The organism is Streptomyces canus, from assembly GCF_030816965.1.
Lineage (GTDB): Bacteria > Actinomycetota > Actinomycetes > Streptomycetales > Streptomycetaceae > Streptomyces > Streptomyces canus_E.
The window spans coordinates 9,933,530-9,950,682 of record NZ_JAUSYQ010000002.1 but is presented as its reverse complement, the minus strand read 5'-3'; the positions used below and the strand labels follow the sequence as shown (position 1 = coordinate 9,950,682).

Annotated in this window: 17 protein-coding genes; 9 read left to right on the top strand and 8 right to left on the bottom strand. The window is 70.8% G+C overall.

The features are described from left to right. Positions 1 to 335: 335 nt before the first annotated feature. Genes QF027_RS46490 through QF027_RS46480 form a run of 3 tightly spaced genes read right to left on the bottom strand, consistent with a single transcriptional unit; the run spans position 336 to position 6,073 of the window. Positions 336 to 3,347: a hypothetical protein gene (locus QF027_RS46490; protein WP_307081620.1), complete on the bottom strand. Its 3,012-nt coding sequence runs from the start codon at positions 3,345 to 3,347 to the stop codon at positions 336 to 338. A gap of 3 nt (positions 3,348 to 3,350) precedes the next feature. After that, positions 3,351 to 4,691: a hypothetical protein gene (locus tag QF027_RS46485; RefSeq protein ID WP_307081618.1), complete on the bottom strand. Its 1,341-nt coding sequence runs from the start codon at positions 4,689 to 4,691 to the stop codon at positions 3,351 to 3,353. Next, a complete protein-coding gene (locus tag QF027_RS46480; protein ID WP_307081616.1) occupies positions 4,691 to 6,073 on the bottom strand; it encodes a hypothetical protein in 1,383 nt (460 codons plus the stop codon). The genes QF027_RS46485 and QF027_RS46480 overlap by 1 nt, the downstream gene beginning before the upstream one ends. Before the next feature lie 161 nt (positions 6,074 to 6,234). Between QF027_RS46480 and QF027_RS46475 the strand changes: the two genes are divergently transcribed. The 4 genes from QF027_RS46475 to QF027_RS46460 are packed head-to-tail and all read left to right on the top strand — an operon-like array spanning position 6,235 to position 8,322. After that, positions 6,235 to 6,657, top strand: coding sequence for a hypothetical protein (locus tag QF027_RS46475; protein WP_307081614.1), 423 nt, complete (start codon positions 6,235 to 6,237; stop codon positions 6,655 to 6,657). Further along, positions 6,654 to 6,938 (top strand): hypothetical protein, encoded by a 285-nt coding sequence (locus tag QF027_RS46470; RefSeq protein WP_307081612.1) that lies wholly within the window; start codon positions 6,654 to 6,656, stop codon positions 6,936 to 6,938. The genes QF027_RS46475 and QF027_RS46470 overlap by 4 nt, the downstream gene beginning before the upstream one ends. Further along, positions 6,935 to 7,420 (top strand): hypothetical protein, encoded by a 486-nt coding sequence (locus QF027_RS46465; RefSeq protein WP_307081611.1) that lies wholly within the window; start codon positions 6,935 to 6,937, stop codon positions 7,418 to 7,420. Before QF027_RS46470 ends, QF027_RS46465 begins: the two co-directional genes overlap by 4 nt. A 47-nt stretch (positions 7,421 to 7,467) precedes the next feature. Beyond that, positions 7,468 to 8,322 (top strand): DUF3592 domain-containing protein, encoded by an 855-nt coding sequence (locus QF027_RS46460; RefSeq protein ID WP_307081609.1) that lies wholly within the window; start codon positions 7,468 to 7,470, stop codon positions 8,320 to 8,322. 376 nt (positions 8,323 to 8,698) lie between these two features. Here QF027_RS46460 and QF027_RS46455 read toward each other — a convergent pair whose 3' ends face one another. Beyond that, positions 8,699 to 9,892, bottom strand: coding sequence for a N(5)-(carboxyethyl)ornithine synthase (locus QF027_RS46455; RefSeq protein ID WP_306972824.1), 1,194 nt, complete (start codon positions 9,890 to 9,892; stop codon positions 8,699 to 8,701). 426 nt (positions 9,893 to 10,318) lie between these two features. Between QF027_RS46455 and QF027_RS46450 the strand changes: the two genes are divergently transcribed. Beyond that, positions 10,319 to 11,410: a fatty acid desaturase family protein gene (locus QF027_RS46450; RefSeq protein ID WP_307081607.1), complete on the top strand. Its 1,092-nt coding sequence runs from the start codon at positions 10,319 to 10,321 to the stop codon at positions 11,408 to 11,410. Positions 11,411 to 11,536: 126 nt separating this feature from the next. On the opposite strand, the gene QF027_RS46445 is transcribed toward QF027_RS46450, so the two are convergent. Continuing rightward, positions 11,537 to 12,646, bottom strand: coding sequence for an FAD-dependent oxidoreductase (locus QF027_RS46445; RefSeq protein ID WP_307081605.1), 1,110 nt, complete (start codon positions 12,644 to 12,646; stop codon positions 11,537 to 11,539). 68 nt (positions 12,647 to 12,714) lie between these two features. Between QF027_RS46445 and QF027_RS46440 the strand changes: the two genes are divergently transcribed. Then, complete coding sequence (locus tag QF027_RS46440; RefSeq protein ID WP_307081603.1) at positions 12,715 to 13,395, top strand: TetR/AcrR family transcriptional regulator; 681 nt, start codon at positions 12,715 to 12,717, stop codon at positions 13,393 to 13,395. 179 nt (positions 13,396 to 13,574) lie between these two features. On the opposite strand, the gene QF027_RS46435 is transcribed toward QF027_RS46440, so the two are convergent. After that, positions 13,575 to 14,012, bottom strand: coding sequence for a DoxX family membrane protein (locus QF027_RS46435; RefSeq protein WP_307081601.1), 438 nt, complete (start codon positions 14,010 to 14,012; stop codon positions 13,575 to 13,577). An 82-nt stretch (positions 14,013 to 14,094) separates the two neighbouring features. Here QF027_RS46435 and QF027_RS46430 point away from each other — a divergent pair, with 82 nt between their 5' ends. Continuing rightward, a complete protein-coding gene (locus QF027_RS46430) occupies positions 14,095 to 14,772 on the top strand; it encodes a helix-turn-helix transcriptional regulator (RefSeq protein WP_307082736.1) in 678 nt (225 codons plus the stop codon). A 30-nt stretch (positions 14,773 to 14,802) separates the two neighbouring features. Here QF027_RS46430 and QF027_RS46425 read toward each other — a convergent pair whose 3' ends face one another. Together QF027_RS46425 and QF027_RS46420 are read right to left on the bottom strand one after the other, a co-directional pair. Then, complete coding sequence (locus QF027_RS46425; protein ID WP_307082734.1) at positions 14,803 to 15,072, bottom strand: hypothetical protein; 270 nt, start codon at positions 15,070 to 15,072, stop codon at positions 14,803 to 14,805. 31 nt (positions 15,073 to 15,103) lie between these two features. Continuing rightward, positions 15,104 to 15,541 carry a pyridoxamine 5'-phosphate oxidase family protein gene (locus QF027_RS46420; protein WP_306972829.1) on the bottom strand — a complete coding sequence of 146 codons (438 nt, stop codon included), beginning with the start codon at positions 15,539 to 15,541 and terminating at the stop codon, positions 15,104 to 15,106. Between the two features lie 460 nt (positions 15,542 to 16,001). Between QF027_RS46420 and QF027_RS46415 the strand changes: the two genes are divergently transcribed. Both QF027_RS46415 and infA read left to right on the top strand, forming a co-directional pair. After that, positions 16,002 to 16,793, top strand: a complete 792-nt coding sequence (locus QF027_RS46415; protein ID WP_306972830.1) for a GNAT family N-acetyltransferase — start codon at positions 16,002 to 16,004, stop codon at positions 16,791 to 16,793. Next, positions 16,790 to 17,014, top strand: coding sequence for a translation initiation factor IF-1 (gene infA, locus QF027_RS46410; RefSeq protein WP_010981942.1), 225 nt, complete (start codon positions 16,790 to 16,792; stop codon positions 17,012 to 17,014). The genes QF027_RS46415 and infA overlap by 4 nt, the downstream gene beginning before the upstream one ends. Positions 17,015 to 17,153: the final 139 nt, after the last annotated feature.

The window sequence follows — 17,153 nt, the reverse complement described above, 5'->3', positions numbered from 1 at the left end:
CGACACCAACCAGGTGTGGCCGGCAGCCGCCACCGGGGCCGGCTCCTACGCGGGCGCCCTCACTTGATGCGGCGCCGACGGCGGTCGCGGCGGGTCTCGGTGAGAGCGAGATCGACGTGCTCGCGGCCGCATGACCGCCATCGGACGGATCGTCGAACAGGCGGCATCCGCAGCGACCCGAGGTGAACCGGGCCTGCGGGCACCAACGGCCGCCGGCCGTCAAGTCGGCGACCGGCCACTGTGCCGACTCGCCGGGGGCTGGGTCGGCTGGGCCCCCACCAACGCGCACACCACCGGCGCCCGCCACTCGTCCGCTCACTCAGGAACCGTGCGACTCACACGACGATGCAGGTCATAGCCGCCCACAGCAGGGGCGAGTGCTCGATCCGGCCGTCGGACCGCCAGTGGTCCAGTTGCTCACGCTGCCAACGGCCGAGCCGGGCCACGGGGTCCTGGTCCTCATGGGCGGTGTCGACGGCGACGACCGCCGCGGACAGCGGGCGAACGGACTCGGGCAGGCCGGCCAGGCGGTGGAACGCGAAGCTCGTCGGCAGCACCCAGCGGGTGGCCGTCACCAACTCTGCGCCGTTGTGGAGCATCGCCGTGGCCAGGCCGAACGACTCGGCGAACCGGAGATCGCCGCCGCTCTCGCAGCCGATGAGAGCGACCCGCGGCGGTGCGGGCCAGATCCGCGCACCCGGCTCCCCGTCGGCACGCAGAGGAAGGGTGCCCAGCAGGAGGTCCTTGGCGGACAGGGGGCGATGGGTGCGGACCGCCTCGGCCAGGCCGGCGGTACCCGGACCGCAGCACAGATGGAGCGTGCCGTCCTCGCTCTGGCCGCCCTCGACCGGCGCGCCGCTCACGTGCCCGACGTACATGAGTCGGCGTGCCCCCTTCCGGAGCGCACCGCTCAGCCAGTCCCGGTCCAGATCGGTACGGCGGAAGGCCTCGGCCGGGGCGGCGACGGACGGCACGACGGCGCCCGCGTCGAGGCGGCTTTGGACGAACGCGAGCAACTCCGGGTCCGAGCCGGGCGGTCCAAGGACCGAGCCGAGCGGGGAGTCGGCCCGGAATCCGGGGATCCGCGGGTCGAGGACGAGAACGACCGTGTCGATATCGGTGTCGGGGGCTGCGACGGGGCGGGGGCGTGCACCGCCACCGGCATCCGGAGCCGCCTCTGCGTCCGGGGCCGGACGCCCCGCCGGATCCGGCCGACGCAGGGACGTCGGCGCGGTGGTCACGACGTCCGCCAGATCGATCAGCCGTACGTCGCTCTCCGCCTCGACGGCGAGCAGCTCCCAAGGGACCTGGGCGACCCGGGGAGACGGCTGGATCCGCACCAGTGGACGGCCCGCGCGCGCCGACACCTGCCGTATCTGCGCGGTCAGTCCCTCCGGCCACATCGCCTCGGTCAACTCCCGCGCGAGTACGTGCTCGTCGTGGGGATCGGTCATCGCACCCGACGCGAACGCGTGCCGCATCCCCTCCGCTGCCGCGCCCGGCCCCGGCAGCGCGGCGGCCAGCGCACGCACCGCCCGGTCGACCTCGTCGGCCGGTCCGCGGCCGGTTCCGAACCCCCGGGCCCCGCCGGCCCACGTCCAGGTCATGAAGAGGTCGCCGGCGTCGGCCAGCCGGACCTGGACGACCGGGCGGCTCGTCAGGTCGTCGGTGATCCAGAACGGCACCTCCTCCTCGTCCACGATCCGTCGGTGATAGCGGAACTCGGCCGCCGCGATGTACTCCTGGAGCGCGACCCGGCCGGACTCCTGCGACATCCGCACCTTCGGCGGCGGCGCGACGCGCAGGCCGGCGGAGGCGGCGGCGTCCGCCGCGACTCCCCCGAGCGTCGGCGGGCCGTCGACCTGCCCGTACACCTTCATCGCCGCACTCGGGAAGACCGAGACGCTCTCTCCGGTCCCTCCGGCCTCTCCCGCGGCCCCGGCAGGCGAGGTCGGCGGCGTCGACGGCGTGCGGTCCAGTGCCAGGGAGGCGCCCGCGCAACGGTGTTCCACCAGTTCGAAGAGCAGCCCCTGATCCTGTCGGCGTACGGCGAGACGGAAGACCAACCGCATGGCGTCGTCGGCGAGTTCCAGCCACTGACTGCGGGCATGGGCGGTGGCGAAGCCGTAGCGCGCCGCCTCCAGGGCCAGCGCGGCGGGCAGGGCGAGGGAAAGCGCGCTGTCGACGGACTTGCGTTCGTGATCGCCGTGGTCCGTCCGGTTCAGGTTGTCCTCGAGCGTTCGCGCGAGCATGAGGTCGACCTGTGCGCACCGCTCGTGGATCTCCCGCGCCTGGTACACGTCCCGGGCTTCCTGGGCCAGCCGCTTCATCTCCGGGATGTCGCCGCGGTCGTAGGCGTGTTGGGCGCCCAGCAGCATGGTGTCGGCGGCGGCGACCGAGGCGCCGAGTTGTTCGAACCGGGCCAGACTCGCCGCCGTCAGGTCGTCCGCGCCTGTGCTGTCACCACGCTGACCGGCGAGAAAGGCCCGCGACTGTTCACAGACGGCCAGATCCCCGTACCGGCGGTGCCGCTCGAAGAACGCGGAGGCCTCGGCGAACAGCCGCTCCGCAAGGTCGAAGTCGCCCCGGTGCATCGCCGTGTACGCCCGGTGCGCGAGAAGCGACTGCAGCTCACCGGTGTCCCCCATCGCCCGCAGAGCGTCCTCCGCGCGGGCGAAGTAATCCTCGGCCGAGTCGAACCGCCCGGTCGAGGCGCAGATCAGGCCGAGGGCGATCAGCAGGCGCGGGATGGTCTCCACCGCGGTCGCCGGCGTGGTGGACAGCAGGGCCGAGGCCTGCTCCTCGGCCGCTCCCCACTCGCTCCGCTCGATCAGCAGGTGTACCCGGTTCAGACCGAGTTCGGCTGTGCGCAGTCCCTCGGGGTCGTCGAACCCGGGCAGTCTGAGCGCCGCCTCGTCGAGGCAGGCCAGCGCCTCGTCCAGGCGCCCGGTCCTGCGCAATAGGTCGGCCTCGGCGAGCAGCGTCCTCAGCATCATCTCCAGCCACAGTTGACGGCCACGCGGTCCCATCGGCGCCGAGGCGATGCCGTCGAGCAGGGCACGGGACCGTTCGACGGCGTCCCGCGCCGCGACCAGGTCCGTGGCGGTGAGCCGGACACTCGCGATGTTCGCCAGCAGATGCGCCCGCAGGAATTGCACGTCGGGTGAGTCCTCGAGGGACTCGGCGAGGGTCAACAGTTGCTCGTAGACGGCGCACGCGGCCGTGAGATCGGCCGTCAGCCGGTGCTGCTCGGCCAGGGCCAGACCGCTGTCGAACGGCTCCCCGTACAGCTGCGTCACCGCCGCGTTCTGTTCGTGTTCGCCGTCTTCCCGGCTTGTTTCCGGCATCCGTCAGTAGTCCTCACCGCTAGGGCCGGCGGCGACGGTCTCGGCGAGGAACGGTCCCCAGGAGACGGCGTACGGCGACGTGTCGTACGTCAGGTGCTCCGCCGCGGCGTCCAGTCGCCGCCGGGCCAGGGCACGGATCGCGTCCCGGGCGACGCGGCCCCGGTCTTCGCCGGAGGCCGGGTCCCAGCCGGGTTCGAAGGGGCCCGGATCGAAGCCGGGCAGCAGGACACCGACCTCGATGTGCGGCGGCGCGGTCCCGCCGAGGAGGCCCGGCTCCAGGTCCGCCCGGCCGGTCCACCTGTCGTCCGTCCTGGTGAGCGGCACCCGGTTGGGGCCGCCACCGTTCACGTGGACCTCCGCGACGAGCGATCCACCGGCTGAGGGTGCGGCGGTGTGGGCGACGACCTCGACCTCGATCCGGCGTCGCGCGCCGAGCGCGCGGGCGGTCCAGGAGACCGCGTCCTCGGCCGCGTCGACGAAGCCGGGCGGGTAGCGGCGCCAGTCGTTGGTGCCCGGGCCCCGCGCGATCACCCGGCCGCCCGCGACGAGCGTTTCGCCCGCCGCGAGGGCGTAGCCGCCCCCGTGCCGTGCGAACAAGGAGCCGGGGTCGACCGGTACACCTGCCGGACGGCGCTGGTCCAGGGACGATCGGAGGTGGCGCAGGGCCGGTCCGTCCAGCCCGATGGTGTCCGCCGCGTGGTCGACGAGGCGCAGGACGCTCTCCAGGTGGCGTGCCGTGTCCGCCGACTGGGGAGCCGCGCGCCACCACTGGATGAGCGGGTCGAGGGCGTCCCGGTGCTCCTCGATCAGTTCGGCAGTGCAGTCGTCGGGCTGGTCGCCGTCGTCGTCGAAGAGCTGCTGACACCGGTGGGTGAGCGCGGCCAACTCCAGTCCGAGGACGTCCTGTTCGAGGGCCGGGATCCCGTCCGCGTACGACGCCGGCCACCACCTGGCCGCCCAGTGCCCGAGGGCGAGCCGGGCCGCGCTGCCGGCGAGATCGGTCGGATCCGCCGCCACCCGCACGCCGTGCGGCTCCGCCGCCGTACGGTCGTGGACGGCGGTGGCGACGCGCTCGCCGTAGAGAGCCCACAGCCACTGCTGGGCCCGTCCCCTGTCGTTGACCTCCGCGTACGGCGGGCCGGGGGCGCCGAGAACGGGCCAGGTCAGCACGGCACCCGCGACCTCGAGGACGGCCCGGGTGAAGTCGGGGCCCCCGGCGGCCTCGTCGTGAACGGCGGATCCGGCGGGCTCGTCGTCCTGGGCCGCGGAACCGGCGCCCGGGTCGGCGTCGATCCGAATCGTGCCGTCCTCGCGCCGCGCGACATCGACGTGGGCCCGCGCCATCACGCGCTCCTCGGCTCGGCCGCCCGCGTGGGGGCCTTTGACAGGGCGCGCAGCGCCGACCTGACCTTGGCGCGGTGGTCCATCATCACCGAGCGGGCGACGCCGTCGAGCACCGCCCAGGCCGCCGCGAGGTCCTCCAGGGGCGCGTCGCGGACGTCCCGCCCGTGCAGCCGCACCCACAGCCGCCGCATGTAGGCGGTCCACGGGGTACGAAGGTCCTGGGCGAGGGCGTCCAGGACGCCGCCGTCCGGATCGGGGCGGGGGGAGACGGTCATTCTGCGGGCACGCAGGACCGAGGCCTCCCGGCGCCAGCGGCTGTTGACGGCTCGGTGTGCCGCGGTCCGGCCCAGCACGGGTTCCCCGGTGCCCAGCGGATCGAGGCCCACGGCGAGTCGGCCGCCGAGGACCACGGCGACGCGCAGGCTCTCGTCGTGCAGACCGAGCGGGGCGCAGCTGCGGCCGGCCTCCCGGCCGACCAGTTCCGGCACCGTCGGCAGTTCCTCCCGCCGGGCCGACGACTGCAGGACGACGAAGAGCCGTTCGAAGAGTGTGCGGTCCAGCGGGGCGGGAAGCGTGGCCGTGGAGGCGCCGCGGCCGACCTGCGGACGCGGTGGCACCTGGTGCGCGGTCAGTCCCAGTGGTGCCGGCAGGTCGCCCCGGCCCCAGACTCCGCCCGTGTGCGCCCACAGAGCCCGGCCGAACAGCTCTCCGTGTCCGGCCTCGATCAGGGCCGCGTACTCCGGTGCCTCTCCCGCCCGGCTCAGCGTGCCGCAGGCGTCCAGGGCCGCGGCCGCCAGGTCGACCGCCGCGCTCGCGTCGGTGCTCGGGGCCGGGCCCGACAGGCGGCTCTCCCAGGCGGTGGCGAGCTCTCCGTCGAGCCGGGTGCGCCGAGCGGCGTCGGACAGATAGCCCTTCAGCGCTTCCACCGTGCGACCGTCGGTCGTGTCCGCCACGTCCTCGACGACGGCCCTGGCCCTGTCCGTCGCATCCACGTCGGTCGAGGGCGCTCCGTGCTCGGTGGCGAGTTCGAAGCAGCGCTGAAAGTACAGGTCCTGGGGGTTGCCCGCCACGATGCCCAGTGCCCGGCGGGTCTTTTTGAGCAGCGTGAACCACTGTGCCGTCGCCACGAGACGCGCACCGGACCCACGGATCAGCCCGTCCAGGCAGGCGGCCTCGGCCGGTCCGAGGAAGTCCACGGCGAGTTCGGGGCGCAGCGCGGGCCGGACGACCAGCGGCAGCACGATCAGTTTGACCGTCCGGGTCAACGGTGCCCCGCCGGGGCCGCTCAGCGATTCGAGCCCCGGACCGAGGCCACGCCAGGCGTGGTCGATGACCTGGGCGCGCGGTCGGCGCACGCCGGTCGGCTGGCTCGGGGGCGGCATGTGAGGAGCGTACGCCGACCTCAAACAGACGAACGAACCTGGGATCGGTAGGAGTTGCCGGCCGCCTAGCGTCCGTCTCGTCAGGCAGGAGCGACGGCGAACAGCCAACCGTGACCGGAACGACCCACCGCGTGACCCGGCCACGAGAAGGGGAGACCACCATGGGAATCTTCGGAAAGCGCAAGAGCCGCGAGGAGCGGGCCTCCGAGATCGCCGCCCAGGTGGCGGGCGGCAAGGGCTTCTACGGCCGCGCCACGCGCGCGTTCCTCGGCGCGGACGACTTCGCCCGGGTCCAGCAGTCGATGGGCGCGTACACCTCGGGCCTCGGCGTACAGCAGTTGCTGGCCGCGGGGGCGCCGACCACCCAGGCCGTGGTCGTGTCGATCGGCGACACCGGCAAGCTGGTCAACTTCGACCCGGTCGTCGACCTGGTCCTCCAGCCGTCCGGGGCGGCCGACCAGGTCGCCCTCCAGACCATCGTCTCGAAGCTGCGGATTCCCCGGGTCGGCGACCAGGTACTGCTGATCGCCGACCCCGACCGGCCCGGTGGCTACCTGTACGCCGGGGACGGCGTGGCTCCGTGACCCCGACGCCGTACGAACCGTACGAGGCACCGACCTCCGACTCCGTGCTGCTGTCTTTCGACGGCCGGGTGTTGGAGGTGTTCGGCTACGTCGACGCCGCCCGCTACCACCTCCGGGAGGAGCCGCGGCTGGAGTTCAGGTCCGGGCGGTTCCGCAGGCTGACGATCACCGTGAGATCCGGCAGGCATCACGCCATGCCGTACGACGCGGACCGGTTTCCCGGCCTGCACGCCATGGCGGACCTGCTGGCGCGGAGCGTGGCCGAGAGGCGGTGTCTTTGAACGGCGCCTTTGAGATGGCGGACGACGCGAGCGGCCGTGAGCCGACGCAGGCGTCGAGGATCGGTCCGTGTGGAGCGCTGTTCCTGTACTCCCTGGCCGCGGGGCTGTGCATGTCCGGACCGGTCCTGCTGATCGTCGCAGGCTTTACCGGCTCCGCCGCCGGTCTCCTGCTCGCGGGCGTCCTGTGCACCGTGCTCTGTGCTCCCCTCGGCGTCGTCCTGTGGGCCAGCACCGACAACGAGAGGGAGTACAACCGGCGGCTCGACACCGTCGGGGTGGCGGCGACGGCGGAAGTCACCGAACTGACCTACTGGGACGACGGAGAACAGGCCGGTGTCACCGTCGGCCTGCGGATCAGCGGGCCGGGGTGCCCGACGTTCGAGGCGACCTGCAAGCGATCCAAGCCCCCCGCCCTCCGTGTGGGCCTGCGGCTGCCGGCCGTGGTCGACCCGTCCGACCACCTGTTCCGCATCGATTTCTGAGCGCCCGAGCGAAACGGGCCAATTTCCATGGAGGGGGCGCGACTTGGATGAGCGTGGACGACGTACTGAGACTGTGGTGGGTGCTGCCCACAGGCCTGGCACTGCTCGGCTACGGGCTTGCCCTGGTCGGGCTGACCCCGGCCCAGCGAGCGGTCTGGGTGAAGGGGCGGATCGTGGAGGTGGGGCAGCCGGAGCACGGCGCCTCCAAACGGCCCGGGATACCGGTGACGGTCGCGTTCCGAGATCCGGACACCGGGCAGGAGTTCGCCCTGTCCAACGTCGGCAAGCACGGCGACTCGGTCGAGGAGGCCTGGGTGGGCCGTGAGGTGGAGGTGCGCCACCCGCGCGGGCAGCCGCACCGGTTCCGCGTCGTGCTGCACGGTCCGGAGGACAAGAACGGCCGGTACGGCCCGTTCTGCATGGTGGTCCTGCTCCTCATCGGGCTGGTGATCCACGCGACCGTGCTGTGGGGCTACCCGTGGGCACTGCTCGGCTTCGGCACCCTGGTCACGGCCCTCGCGGCACGCAGCCCCGACATCCGTACGGCCCGCGCCCGCGACGCCCTGCTGGCCGATGCCATCGCCGTCCCGGCGCGTGTCGTGGCCGTCACCAGGGACGTCCACACCGACGGGGAGGGCGACGAGATCATCAACCACGCCCCCGTCGTCACCTTCACCACCGCCGAGGGCACCGAGGTCACCGTCCTGTCCCGGGACGGCATCCCCGACCCGCGCCACTCCCTCGGCCGCCGGCTCACCATCCACTACGCCCCCTCCGACCCAGCCGTCTACACCCCCGACCTCGCGGCCGACCGCCGTGCCAATGAGAGGGCCGTGGGCACGATCATCATCCTGCTGATCGCCGGAACAGCGGCCGTCGTGACCGGCGCGATCCTGCTGTGACAGCCCGCGGAACGGACCCTGGCCGACAGGGGCAGCAGCGGGGGAACGATCGGGTGACCAGCCGTGGGTTCTTCCTGTCGTCGCCTGCGTCGAGCCCGTCACTGCGGCCGCCCCGCTCCTGCGACGGCGACTACTCGACGAGAGCGGAGCGTGTCGCGCGGCCAGGAGGCACCGGAACCGGCGGCCCTGCACGCGGGGCGGCCGGCCCCGCGACGAGGTCGCCGTCGCCCGGACGGAAGCGGTGACCCACTGGGTCGGCGACCTCCGCGCGCCCTACAGAGGTGCGCGGGTAGGGCGCCGGCTGAAGGGGCCTCCCTCGACGCGGACGGCCGTACGGGGGCAGTTGGATGTCGGCGCTGTCGAACCAGGTGCCGTGTCAGGTCGGCCGGGTGGAGGAGACCGTCGCCGCAATGGAAGCCAGGACCGAGGTCTCGGGGAGGTGGGGGTAGGCGGCCGCCCGGTGCTGGAAGGAGAGGATCTTCGGGTTCTGGACGACGCCGTCACGCATCTCGATGGCCTTGGTGATCGTGACGTCGCTGTCCCATGCCGTGGGGCCGCTCATGACCTTGCGCAGGTAGGGCAGGAGCGCCTCGCTGATCTCCCAGGTGGCGGAGTTCCACAGGTGGGACGGGCTGTGATCCACCGCGTAGTAGTGGCAGCCCGGACCCACTTCGTGCATGGGCTCGCCGAAGGTGGTCGGACGGGCGAAGGTGAAGCCCATGCCCTCGTCGCAGGCGACGTCGACGAAGAAGGTGCCCGGCCGGAACAGGGCGAGTTCCTCGTCGGTGACGAAGGTGAGCGGTGCGTCGGTGTCCTGCAGGACGCAGTTGACGATGATGTCGAACCCCGCCAGATACTCCGCCAGCGGCTTGGAACCGGCCGCGGTGACCGCCCGCAGGCGCGACGGATCGTCCTCCTGCTCCTCGAAGTGGGCCATCACGACCGAGGGCATCGGCGAGGCCACCGCCGCGGCGGCGCGCTGGGTGAGCACCGTGACGTCGGTGACCCCCATGGCGCCCAGTCCCGTGACCGCTCCGCGCGCCGTGGCGCCGAAGCTGATGACCACCGCACGCAGACGGCGGCCGTAGTGTCCGGTCAGCCCGCCGAGCTGGAGGGCGTGCAGCACCGAGCAGTAGCCGGCGAGCTCGTTGTTCTTGTGGAACACATGGACGCTGAAGGCGCCCGTGGAGGTCCAGTGGTTCATGGCCTCCCAGGCGATCAGGGTCAGCCGTCGGTCGATGCCGAGCTGGGTCATCTTCTCGTCCTGCACGCAGTGCGGCCATCCCCACAGCACCTGACCCTCGCGCAGCGCGGAGATGTCGTCATGCGTCGGCTTGGGCAGCAGCACGATGTCGCTCTCGGCGACGAGTCGCTCGCGGGAGCGCAGGCCGGCCACGAGCGGTCGCAACGCATCGTCGGGGACGCCGAACCGCTCGCCGTAGCCCTGTTCGAGGAAGATTCTCTCGCGTATGTCCGGGGCGATCCGGTCGAGGTGGGCAGGGTGCAAGGGCAGGCGGAACTCGTTCTCCTTGCGGGAGGAGGCGAGTACTCCGAGGCTCATCAGACTCATACGGGTGCGGCTCTCTTCCGGCCGGATGCGATGTACTCCGGCCTATGCCGTTCCCCGAGGGCGACGCCGCAACGGATGACGGCGTACGAAGTGCACTCGGTACCGCAACCGTACTCCCCTGCGGGTCCCCGAGCCGACGTGTCGGGGCGTCGCCAACCCCCTCCCCCGCCCGACCGGGAACTTGCCGGGCGCCAGGGACGTTGTAGCGGGTGGTTGTAGTTGAAGAAGGAACCGTGAAGTGGTTCACCGGCGGCCAGGGCCCGAAGGGCATGCAGGCCGATCGGTTTCGCGCGTTCTGAGGGCCCCGATTCCGAGGCAGCCCGTGCCGCGGGCCTGCCTCGCGCTGCTGCCGTACAGGCTTCTCCCGCCCCGGCGCCCTGCCCCCGCGCCGACGGCGACGGCCCCCACGCGTTCGAAAGGAAAACCGTGACCACTGACACCGTCAACCGGGGCACCGAGCCGGCGGACCGCGCAGGGACGACGGAACACTCGCCCAGCGGCCGGGGCAGCGATTACGCCGCGCTGTCCCGCGAGGTGAAGCAGAGCGGGCTGCTGAGGCGGCGGCCGGGCTACTACTCCGTCAAGGTCGGCGCGAACCTGCTTCTGCTGGCCGCCGGATGGACGGCGTTCGCCCTGATCGGGCAGTCGTGGTGGCAGCTCGTGACCGCCGCCTTCCTCGCGGTGATGTTCACCCAGACCGGGTTCATCGGGCACGACGCCGGACACCACCAGATCGCCGCCTCCAAGCGCGTCAACAACCTGCTGGGCCGCGTGCACGCCGACCTGCTGATCGGGCTCAGCTACGGCTGGTGGATCTCCAAGCACAACCGGCACCACGCCCACCCCAACCACGTCGACCGCGACCCCGACATCGCCGACGGCCCGATCGCCTTCACCGAGGACCACGCCCGCGTCCGCAGCGGGGCGTACGCCTGGCTGGCCCGCCACCAGGCCTGGCTGTTCTTCCCGATGCTGCTCCTGGAAGGACTCGCCCTGCACGTCGCCGGCGTACAGGCACTCCTCGACCGCACCGGCAACGCGCACTCACGGAAGGCCAAACTGACCGAGGCGGGACTGCTGACGGCGCACGTCGCCGGCTACCTCGCCGCCCTGTTCCTGGTCCTGTCCCCCGTCCAGGCCGTGGTCTTCCTCCTCGTTCACCAGGGACTGTTCGGGCTGTACATGGGCTGCTCCTTCGCTCCCAACCACAAGGGCATGGCCATCTTCGGCAAGGACGACAGGATCGACTTCCTGCGTCGGCAGGTACTCACCTCACGCAACATCCGCGGCCACCGGCTCACCGACTTCGCGCTCGGCGGACTGAACTACCAGATCGAGCACCACCTGTTCCCGTCCATGCCGCGGCCCGGACTGCGCCATGCCCAGAAACTCGTACGCTCCTTCTGCGCCCGGCAGGGCATCGCCTACCACGAGACCGGGCTCTTCAATTCCTACGCCCAGGTGCTCCGCCACCTCCACGCGGTCGGCGGCCCTCTCCGACCCGAACTGGAGTACTGATCTCTCGCTCCTGGTGGGTGAACTGGCGACTGCACGCTGCCTGCCATCACCGCTGCAGATTTCACAGTGGCAGGAGCAGCCCGCGCGCGTAAGGCAGGAGCGGGTGCGGCACAGTCGTGGTTGCCTTCAGCCAGGTTGGAAGAACGCGAGCATTTTCTGGGCGGCATCGGGCGACGTCAGCAATTCCTGGATGTCCGCGGACATCCTGGCGGCGGCGCTGGTGCGTTCGAACATCTCGCGTTCGTATGCTTCGACGGCGGTGTGAAAGTCGTCCGGGTGCGCGGCCAGCGCGAGACCGAGCAGGGCGCCGTCGAGCAGCGCCATGTTGGCGCCCTCTCCCACCGGTGGCATCAGGTGCGCGGCATCTCCGACAAGCGTGACGTCTGGCGTCGACGGCCACGTCAGGCCCACCGGGAGAGCGCTGATCGACCGCGGCACGACCGTGTCGTCGCAGGCCGCGATCAGCGCGGTGACCCGTGAGTCCCAGCCAGGCAGCAGATCGATCAGCCGCGCCCTGGCGGCGGCCGGGTCGTCAAAGGGGATGCCGCTGGTGGTGAACCAGTCCTCGGCGGTGTTGTAGAAGCTGAGGCCGATACGAACACGGCCGTCGCCGTTGCGCTGCGCCCCCAGGGATATTCCGTTGCCGAGCACCCAGTAGTTGCCGCGCCCGACCATCGCCGCGAGGTCGGGATGCGTGCGGTCGATGTCGGGAATGCCGATCTCGACGACGTTCTGGCCGATGTGCGCCGGGCGAGCGTCGGTGAGCAGCGCGCGGACCCGGGACTGCGCACCGTCCGCGCCGACCAGCAGGTCATACGTCGCACTGCTGCCGTCAGCGAAGCGCAACAGGCCCTTGTCGGTGGATGCGAACGCGTGCCCCCAGCGCACCACGCCTTCGGGGAGGGAATCCAGCAGCAGGTCGCGCAGATCGGCGCGGTCGACCTCGGGTCGATCCAGCGGGGCGTCGTCGGGTGTGTCCTCCTGGAGCAACAGGGTGCCATCCGGCTCGAGAAGACGCATGTCCTGACCTTCACCACGGGCAATCGCGTAGAACCGGTCGATCAGACCGGCCTCGCGCAGCGCCCGCTGACCGGAGTGGATGTCGAGCATGCCGCCCTGACCGCGCGCCCCGCGCGACGGTTCACGTTCGTACACGACGGAGCCGATGCCGTTCACGTGCAGGACCCGGGCGAGAGCCAGGCCGCCGAGGCCGGCTCCGACGATGGCGATGGTCATGGTTACCTCCTCGATACGCTGTACGGATCGATACACTGTATCGCCCGAGGCAATGTATCGTCAGCGGTATGTTGGTGTGGGAGAGGCCAGAGCCACCGAATCGACCCGCCCCGGCCCCACTGAGCCGGGAGCGGATCGTGCGAGCGGCGATCCAGTTGGCCGACGCGGACGGCCTCGAGGCGGTGTCACTACGCAAGGTCGCCACCGCTCTGGGCGTCGGGCCGATGCGGCTGTACAGCTATATCGCCGGCAAGGAGGAGCTGCTCGACCTGATGGTCGATGCGGCCTATGCCGAGATCCAGCCGCTGGGAGACGACTGGCGGGAGGTGCTGCGGTCTCTTGCCGAAACCACCCGACAGGCCGCTCACCAGCACGAATGGCTCGCGGACCTGCTCGGTGGACGACCGCAGCTCGGACCGCACGCGCTGGCCAGGGGCGAGACCGTCGTGGCCGCACTGGACGGCTTCGGCCTTGACGACATCATGCCGGTGGTTGGCGCGGTCGACGCGTACGTGATCGGCGCGGTGCGGCGGGAGATCGCCGGACGGCGTGCCGAGCGGGCCACCGGAATGGACGAGAAGCGCTGGCAGGCCTCGCTCGGGCCCTATCTGGAACGGACCTTCGCCACCGGCCGGTTCCCCGCGCTGGCCACGGTCGTGCGCGACGCCGCCCACCTGGACGCCGACCACACCTTCCGGATCGGCCTGGACTTCCTGCTCGACGGCATCGAAGCCCGCATCTCAAGGTGACGCGCGGCCGAACGGCCGGACTGGTACCGCCCACGCCGCCCGAACGCGGTGGCGAATGTTCCCGTCCGCTCCCGCAGAGGGCGGGACGGGCGTCAGCGGGGATCAAAATCCTTACACGCAAGCCCACGCCCACAGGAGCGCTCACTCTCAGCGCGCAATTCGGCGTGGGTCGCGCCGGTTCAGTGCTGCCGCTTGCCGTGGTAGCGCTCGGCCAGGCGGGCGAGTGCGACGGCGGCGAGCAGAAGGCCGAAGTCGCGCAGGGCGATGTCGTAGTGGTCGGGGATGGTCAGGAGGTTGACGATGATGCCGACCAGCCAGCCGGCCACCAGCCAGGCACCGAAGCGAGGCGCAAGGCCCACGGCGATACCGGCGACGACTTCGATCACGCCCACGGCGTACATGGCTGCCTGGGCGCTGCCGGGAACGAGGTCGTTGATCCAGGGCGCGAGGTAGGCGGGCCAGTCCACGAGCAGGTTGGCGAACTTGTCCAGCCCGAACAGGATCGGCGCCACCGTGAAAGCGGTGCGCAGGATCACGAACGCCTGATAGCCGGGATCGGCCAGCAGCGCACGCCGCGAGGCGGCGGGGGACGTGGCTCTTGCGGTTGCGGAGGTCATGACGACTCCTTCTATCGACAACTCTCATTACCTATAGAAGCGCCGTCCCCTTCTTTAGTCAATGACTGTTGGTTTTACACTGGTGTTCGTGGACGACCCGAAGGAAGTACGCGACGCCGATGTCTCCGCCATCGCCGCTCTGGACGAGCCGACGCGCAGGAGGCTGTACGACCATGTGGTGCGCCAGCCCGGCCCGGTCGGCCGGGACGAAGCGGCCGCCGCACTCGGTCTGGCGCGGCAGACCGCAGCGTTCCACCTTGACCGTCTGGCCGATGAGTCCCTGCTCGACGTGGTCTACGAGCGGCGCAGCGGGCGGGCCGGTCCGGGGGCGGGCCGGCCCGCCAAGCTCTACCGGCGTTCGGCGAAACAGATCGCGGTCAGCCTGCCGGACCGGCGCTACGAACTCGCCGGGCGGCTGCTGGCACAGTCCGTGGAGGAATCCGCGGCGACGGGTGCGCCGGTGCAGGATGTGCTGCACCGCAGGGCCGAAGAGCTCGGCACCTTGTTGGGCGGGCCGGACAGCGGAAGTCTTTTCGACCTGCTGGAGCGGTACGGGTTCGAGCCGCAGCACGAAGAAGGCGCCATCGTGCTCGGCAACTGTCCCTTCCACTCCCTGGCCCGTGAATACACGCAGACGGTCTGCGGCATGAACCTCCATCTGCTGCGCGGTGTCCTTCACGGACTGGGCGAGAGCGGGTACGCGGCCCGTCTGTCGCCCAGCCCCGGCCGGTGCTGTGTCCGGTTGGAGCCCGCCGCCTGACCGACCCACGCGACAGAAGCGGCAGCTCGCTCAGTGCGGCGCTTGTGACGTCGACGGCCAGCGGTGTGACGGTGAACATCGAGGAGTAGGCGCCACTGCGAGGCCGATGAGGAGGGCGAGGGCGAAGTCGGTCAGGGCGTCGCCGCCGAGGACGGCCAGTGCGGCGAGGATGAATGCGGTACCCATGCCGGTGCAGACGGCGCGGGGCAGGGTTTGCCGGAGCGCCTGGTTGGCGATGCGGGCGAAGGGCATCTTGCGGTCGCGGCGCGTCCATCCAAGGGCGAGGTTCAGCGGCCTCACCAAGACTGCCGGGTGGCGACGGCGGCCTCGCTCACGCGGTGACGGAATAGCTCAGATCCTGTGCGGTGAGGGAGTCAGGAACCAGCCGCAACCACGTCGTGCCCCTCTCCGCGGGGTCGTCGTACAGGTAGTGAACGAAGCGTGTGTCCCAGCGGGACTCGTCCTCGCCGAGGTAACGGATGAGCTTGCGCCGGCCTCGCGCTGCGTCGAAGGGCACGAGCTCGGCATCACCACGAGCAATCACCTGCTGGACAAGGCCTGTTTCGATGTCACAGACGTCGACCACGAGGGCGACCCCGGGGTTTGACCTGACCTGATCGAAGAGCCTGGCCCACGGCCCCGTAAGGACCCAAAATGCTCCGTCCTCCCACAGAAACCACACGGGTCGCACCGCCGGGCCAGAGGTCGCGATGCGCGCGGTGAGCGGCTGGCTGAGAAAGGTGTCCACATCGAACGCAGGAGAGGTCACCCGTTCATTCTCTTCTCGCCGGAGTCCATTGGAATCCGACCTTGGACCTAAGCCCCCTGGCCCAGCGTTCACCGCCGTCGCCTCCCGCCGCGCCACGGCGTCTGTCCCTGTCCGTCGGATTGTCGGGCACCAAGGTCCATGACAGTCAGGTCCTGATCCCACTCCGGCATGCCGGCTTCTGCCGCAGACTCCACCGCCGCTACGAGCGCACGGCGTGTCCCGGTCAGCGATCCCCTGGCGGAACACCCTGACGAACCCATCCAGCTCGCCGACAGAAAAGGGTTGGAGTACGGCGGCGCCCCGCTGTTACGGTCCTGATGGACCGTGAAGTCGTCGTATGGAGGTGAGACCCGTGAACACAGTTACCCATGGGTGCTCCCTCAACCCGTCACGGTCCGGCGGCTGACGTTCGGTGTCGCCAGGAGCGCCTAGATCGAGGCACTCCTGGAGGGAGACTCCGATGAACACACAACCTTTCACATCTGGCCTGAGCGAGAACGCGCTGATGATCACGCGCGTCGCGGACAGGCAATGGCATGCGCTGGATGACGACCTCGTGGTCGGTCGCGGGCATGCGCAACACCGGCCCGACGGACGCTTGTTCGTCAGCATCGACGCCTGGCACGACGTGATCTTCGACCGGCTCGCCGAGGTGATGCTGGCTGAACTGCCGGCACCGCTGTACACGGTGGTCGACGAAGCCGATGTCGAGCTGACGGCCGGCTGGCGGCGGGCCGGTTTCACGATCCGGCGCCGAGAGTGGGAGTACGTCGTGCCGACCGACCCGCGGGTCACAGGGCTTGAAGCAGCCATGCCGCCTGCGGGCGTGACGATCGTGCCCGCCGGTCAGGCGGACGAGCGTCTGCTGCGGGCGGTGGACCGCGCGATCCGTGACGAAGTCGAGGCGACCGTCGGGTGGCAGTCCATGCCTGCGGAGGTGATCCCCCGGCTCGAAGGCGACACCATCGTGGACCCGTCGAAGTACGCGGTGGCCGCGGTGGCCGACCGCTACCTGGGTCTGATCCGGGTGGTGACGGTCAAGCGACCACGCATCGGGCTGGTCGCGGTCCGGTCCGACGAGCAGCGCCGTGGCATCGCGCGGGCGCTGCTGGCCCACGCACTGGGGACGATGCACCGCTCCGGTGTCGCCGCGGCCTGGACCGAGGTCCAGGAGTCCAACCACGCGGCCTCGGCGCTGTTCGGGGGCATCGGCGCCCGGCCGATGAGCAGCAACCTGGAGCTGGCGCGATGACGAAGAACAAGAACGTCATCGAGGTCGAGGGCAAGGTCGTCGAGTGCCTGCGCAGCGCCATGTTCACCGTGGAACTCGAGAACGGCCACCAGGTGCTCGCGCACATCAGCGGGAAGATCCGCAAGAACTACATCAAGATCATGCTGGAAGACCGGGTGCTGGTGGAGCTCCCGCCGTACGACCTGACGCGCGGACGGATCGTGTTCCGGTACCGGAACTAGCGGCGATCGGCATCCTCCGCGACAGCTGATCCTTGCCCCGGTCACAGCGTTTCCGTGACCGGGGCAAGGTCATTGTGACGTCTCCCTGAAGCAGGGAACGGATCACAGGAGGGCTTGTCCCTGCGCGAGCGGTGCTGCT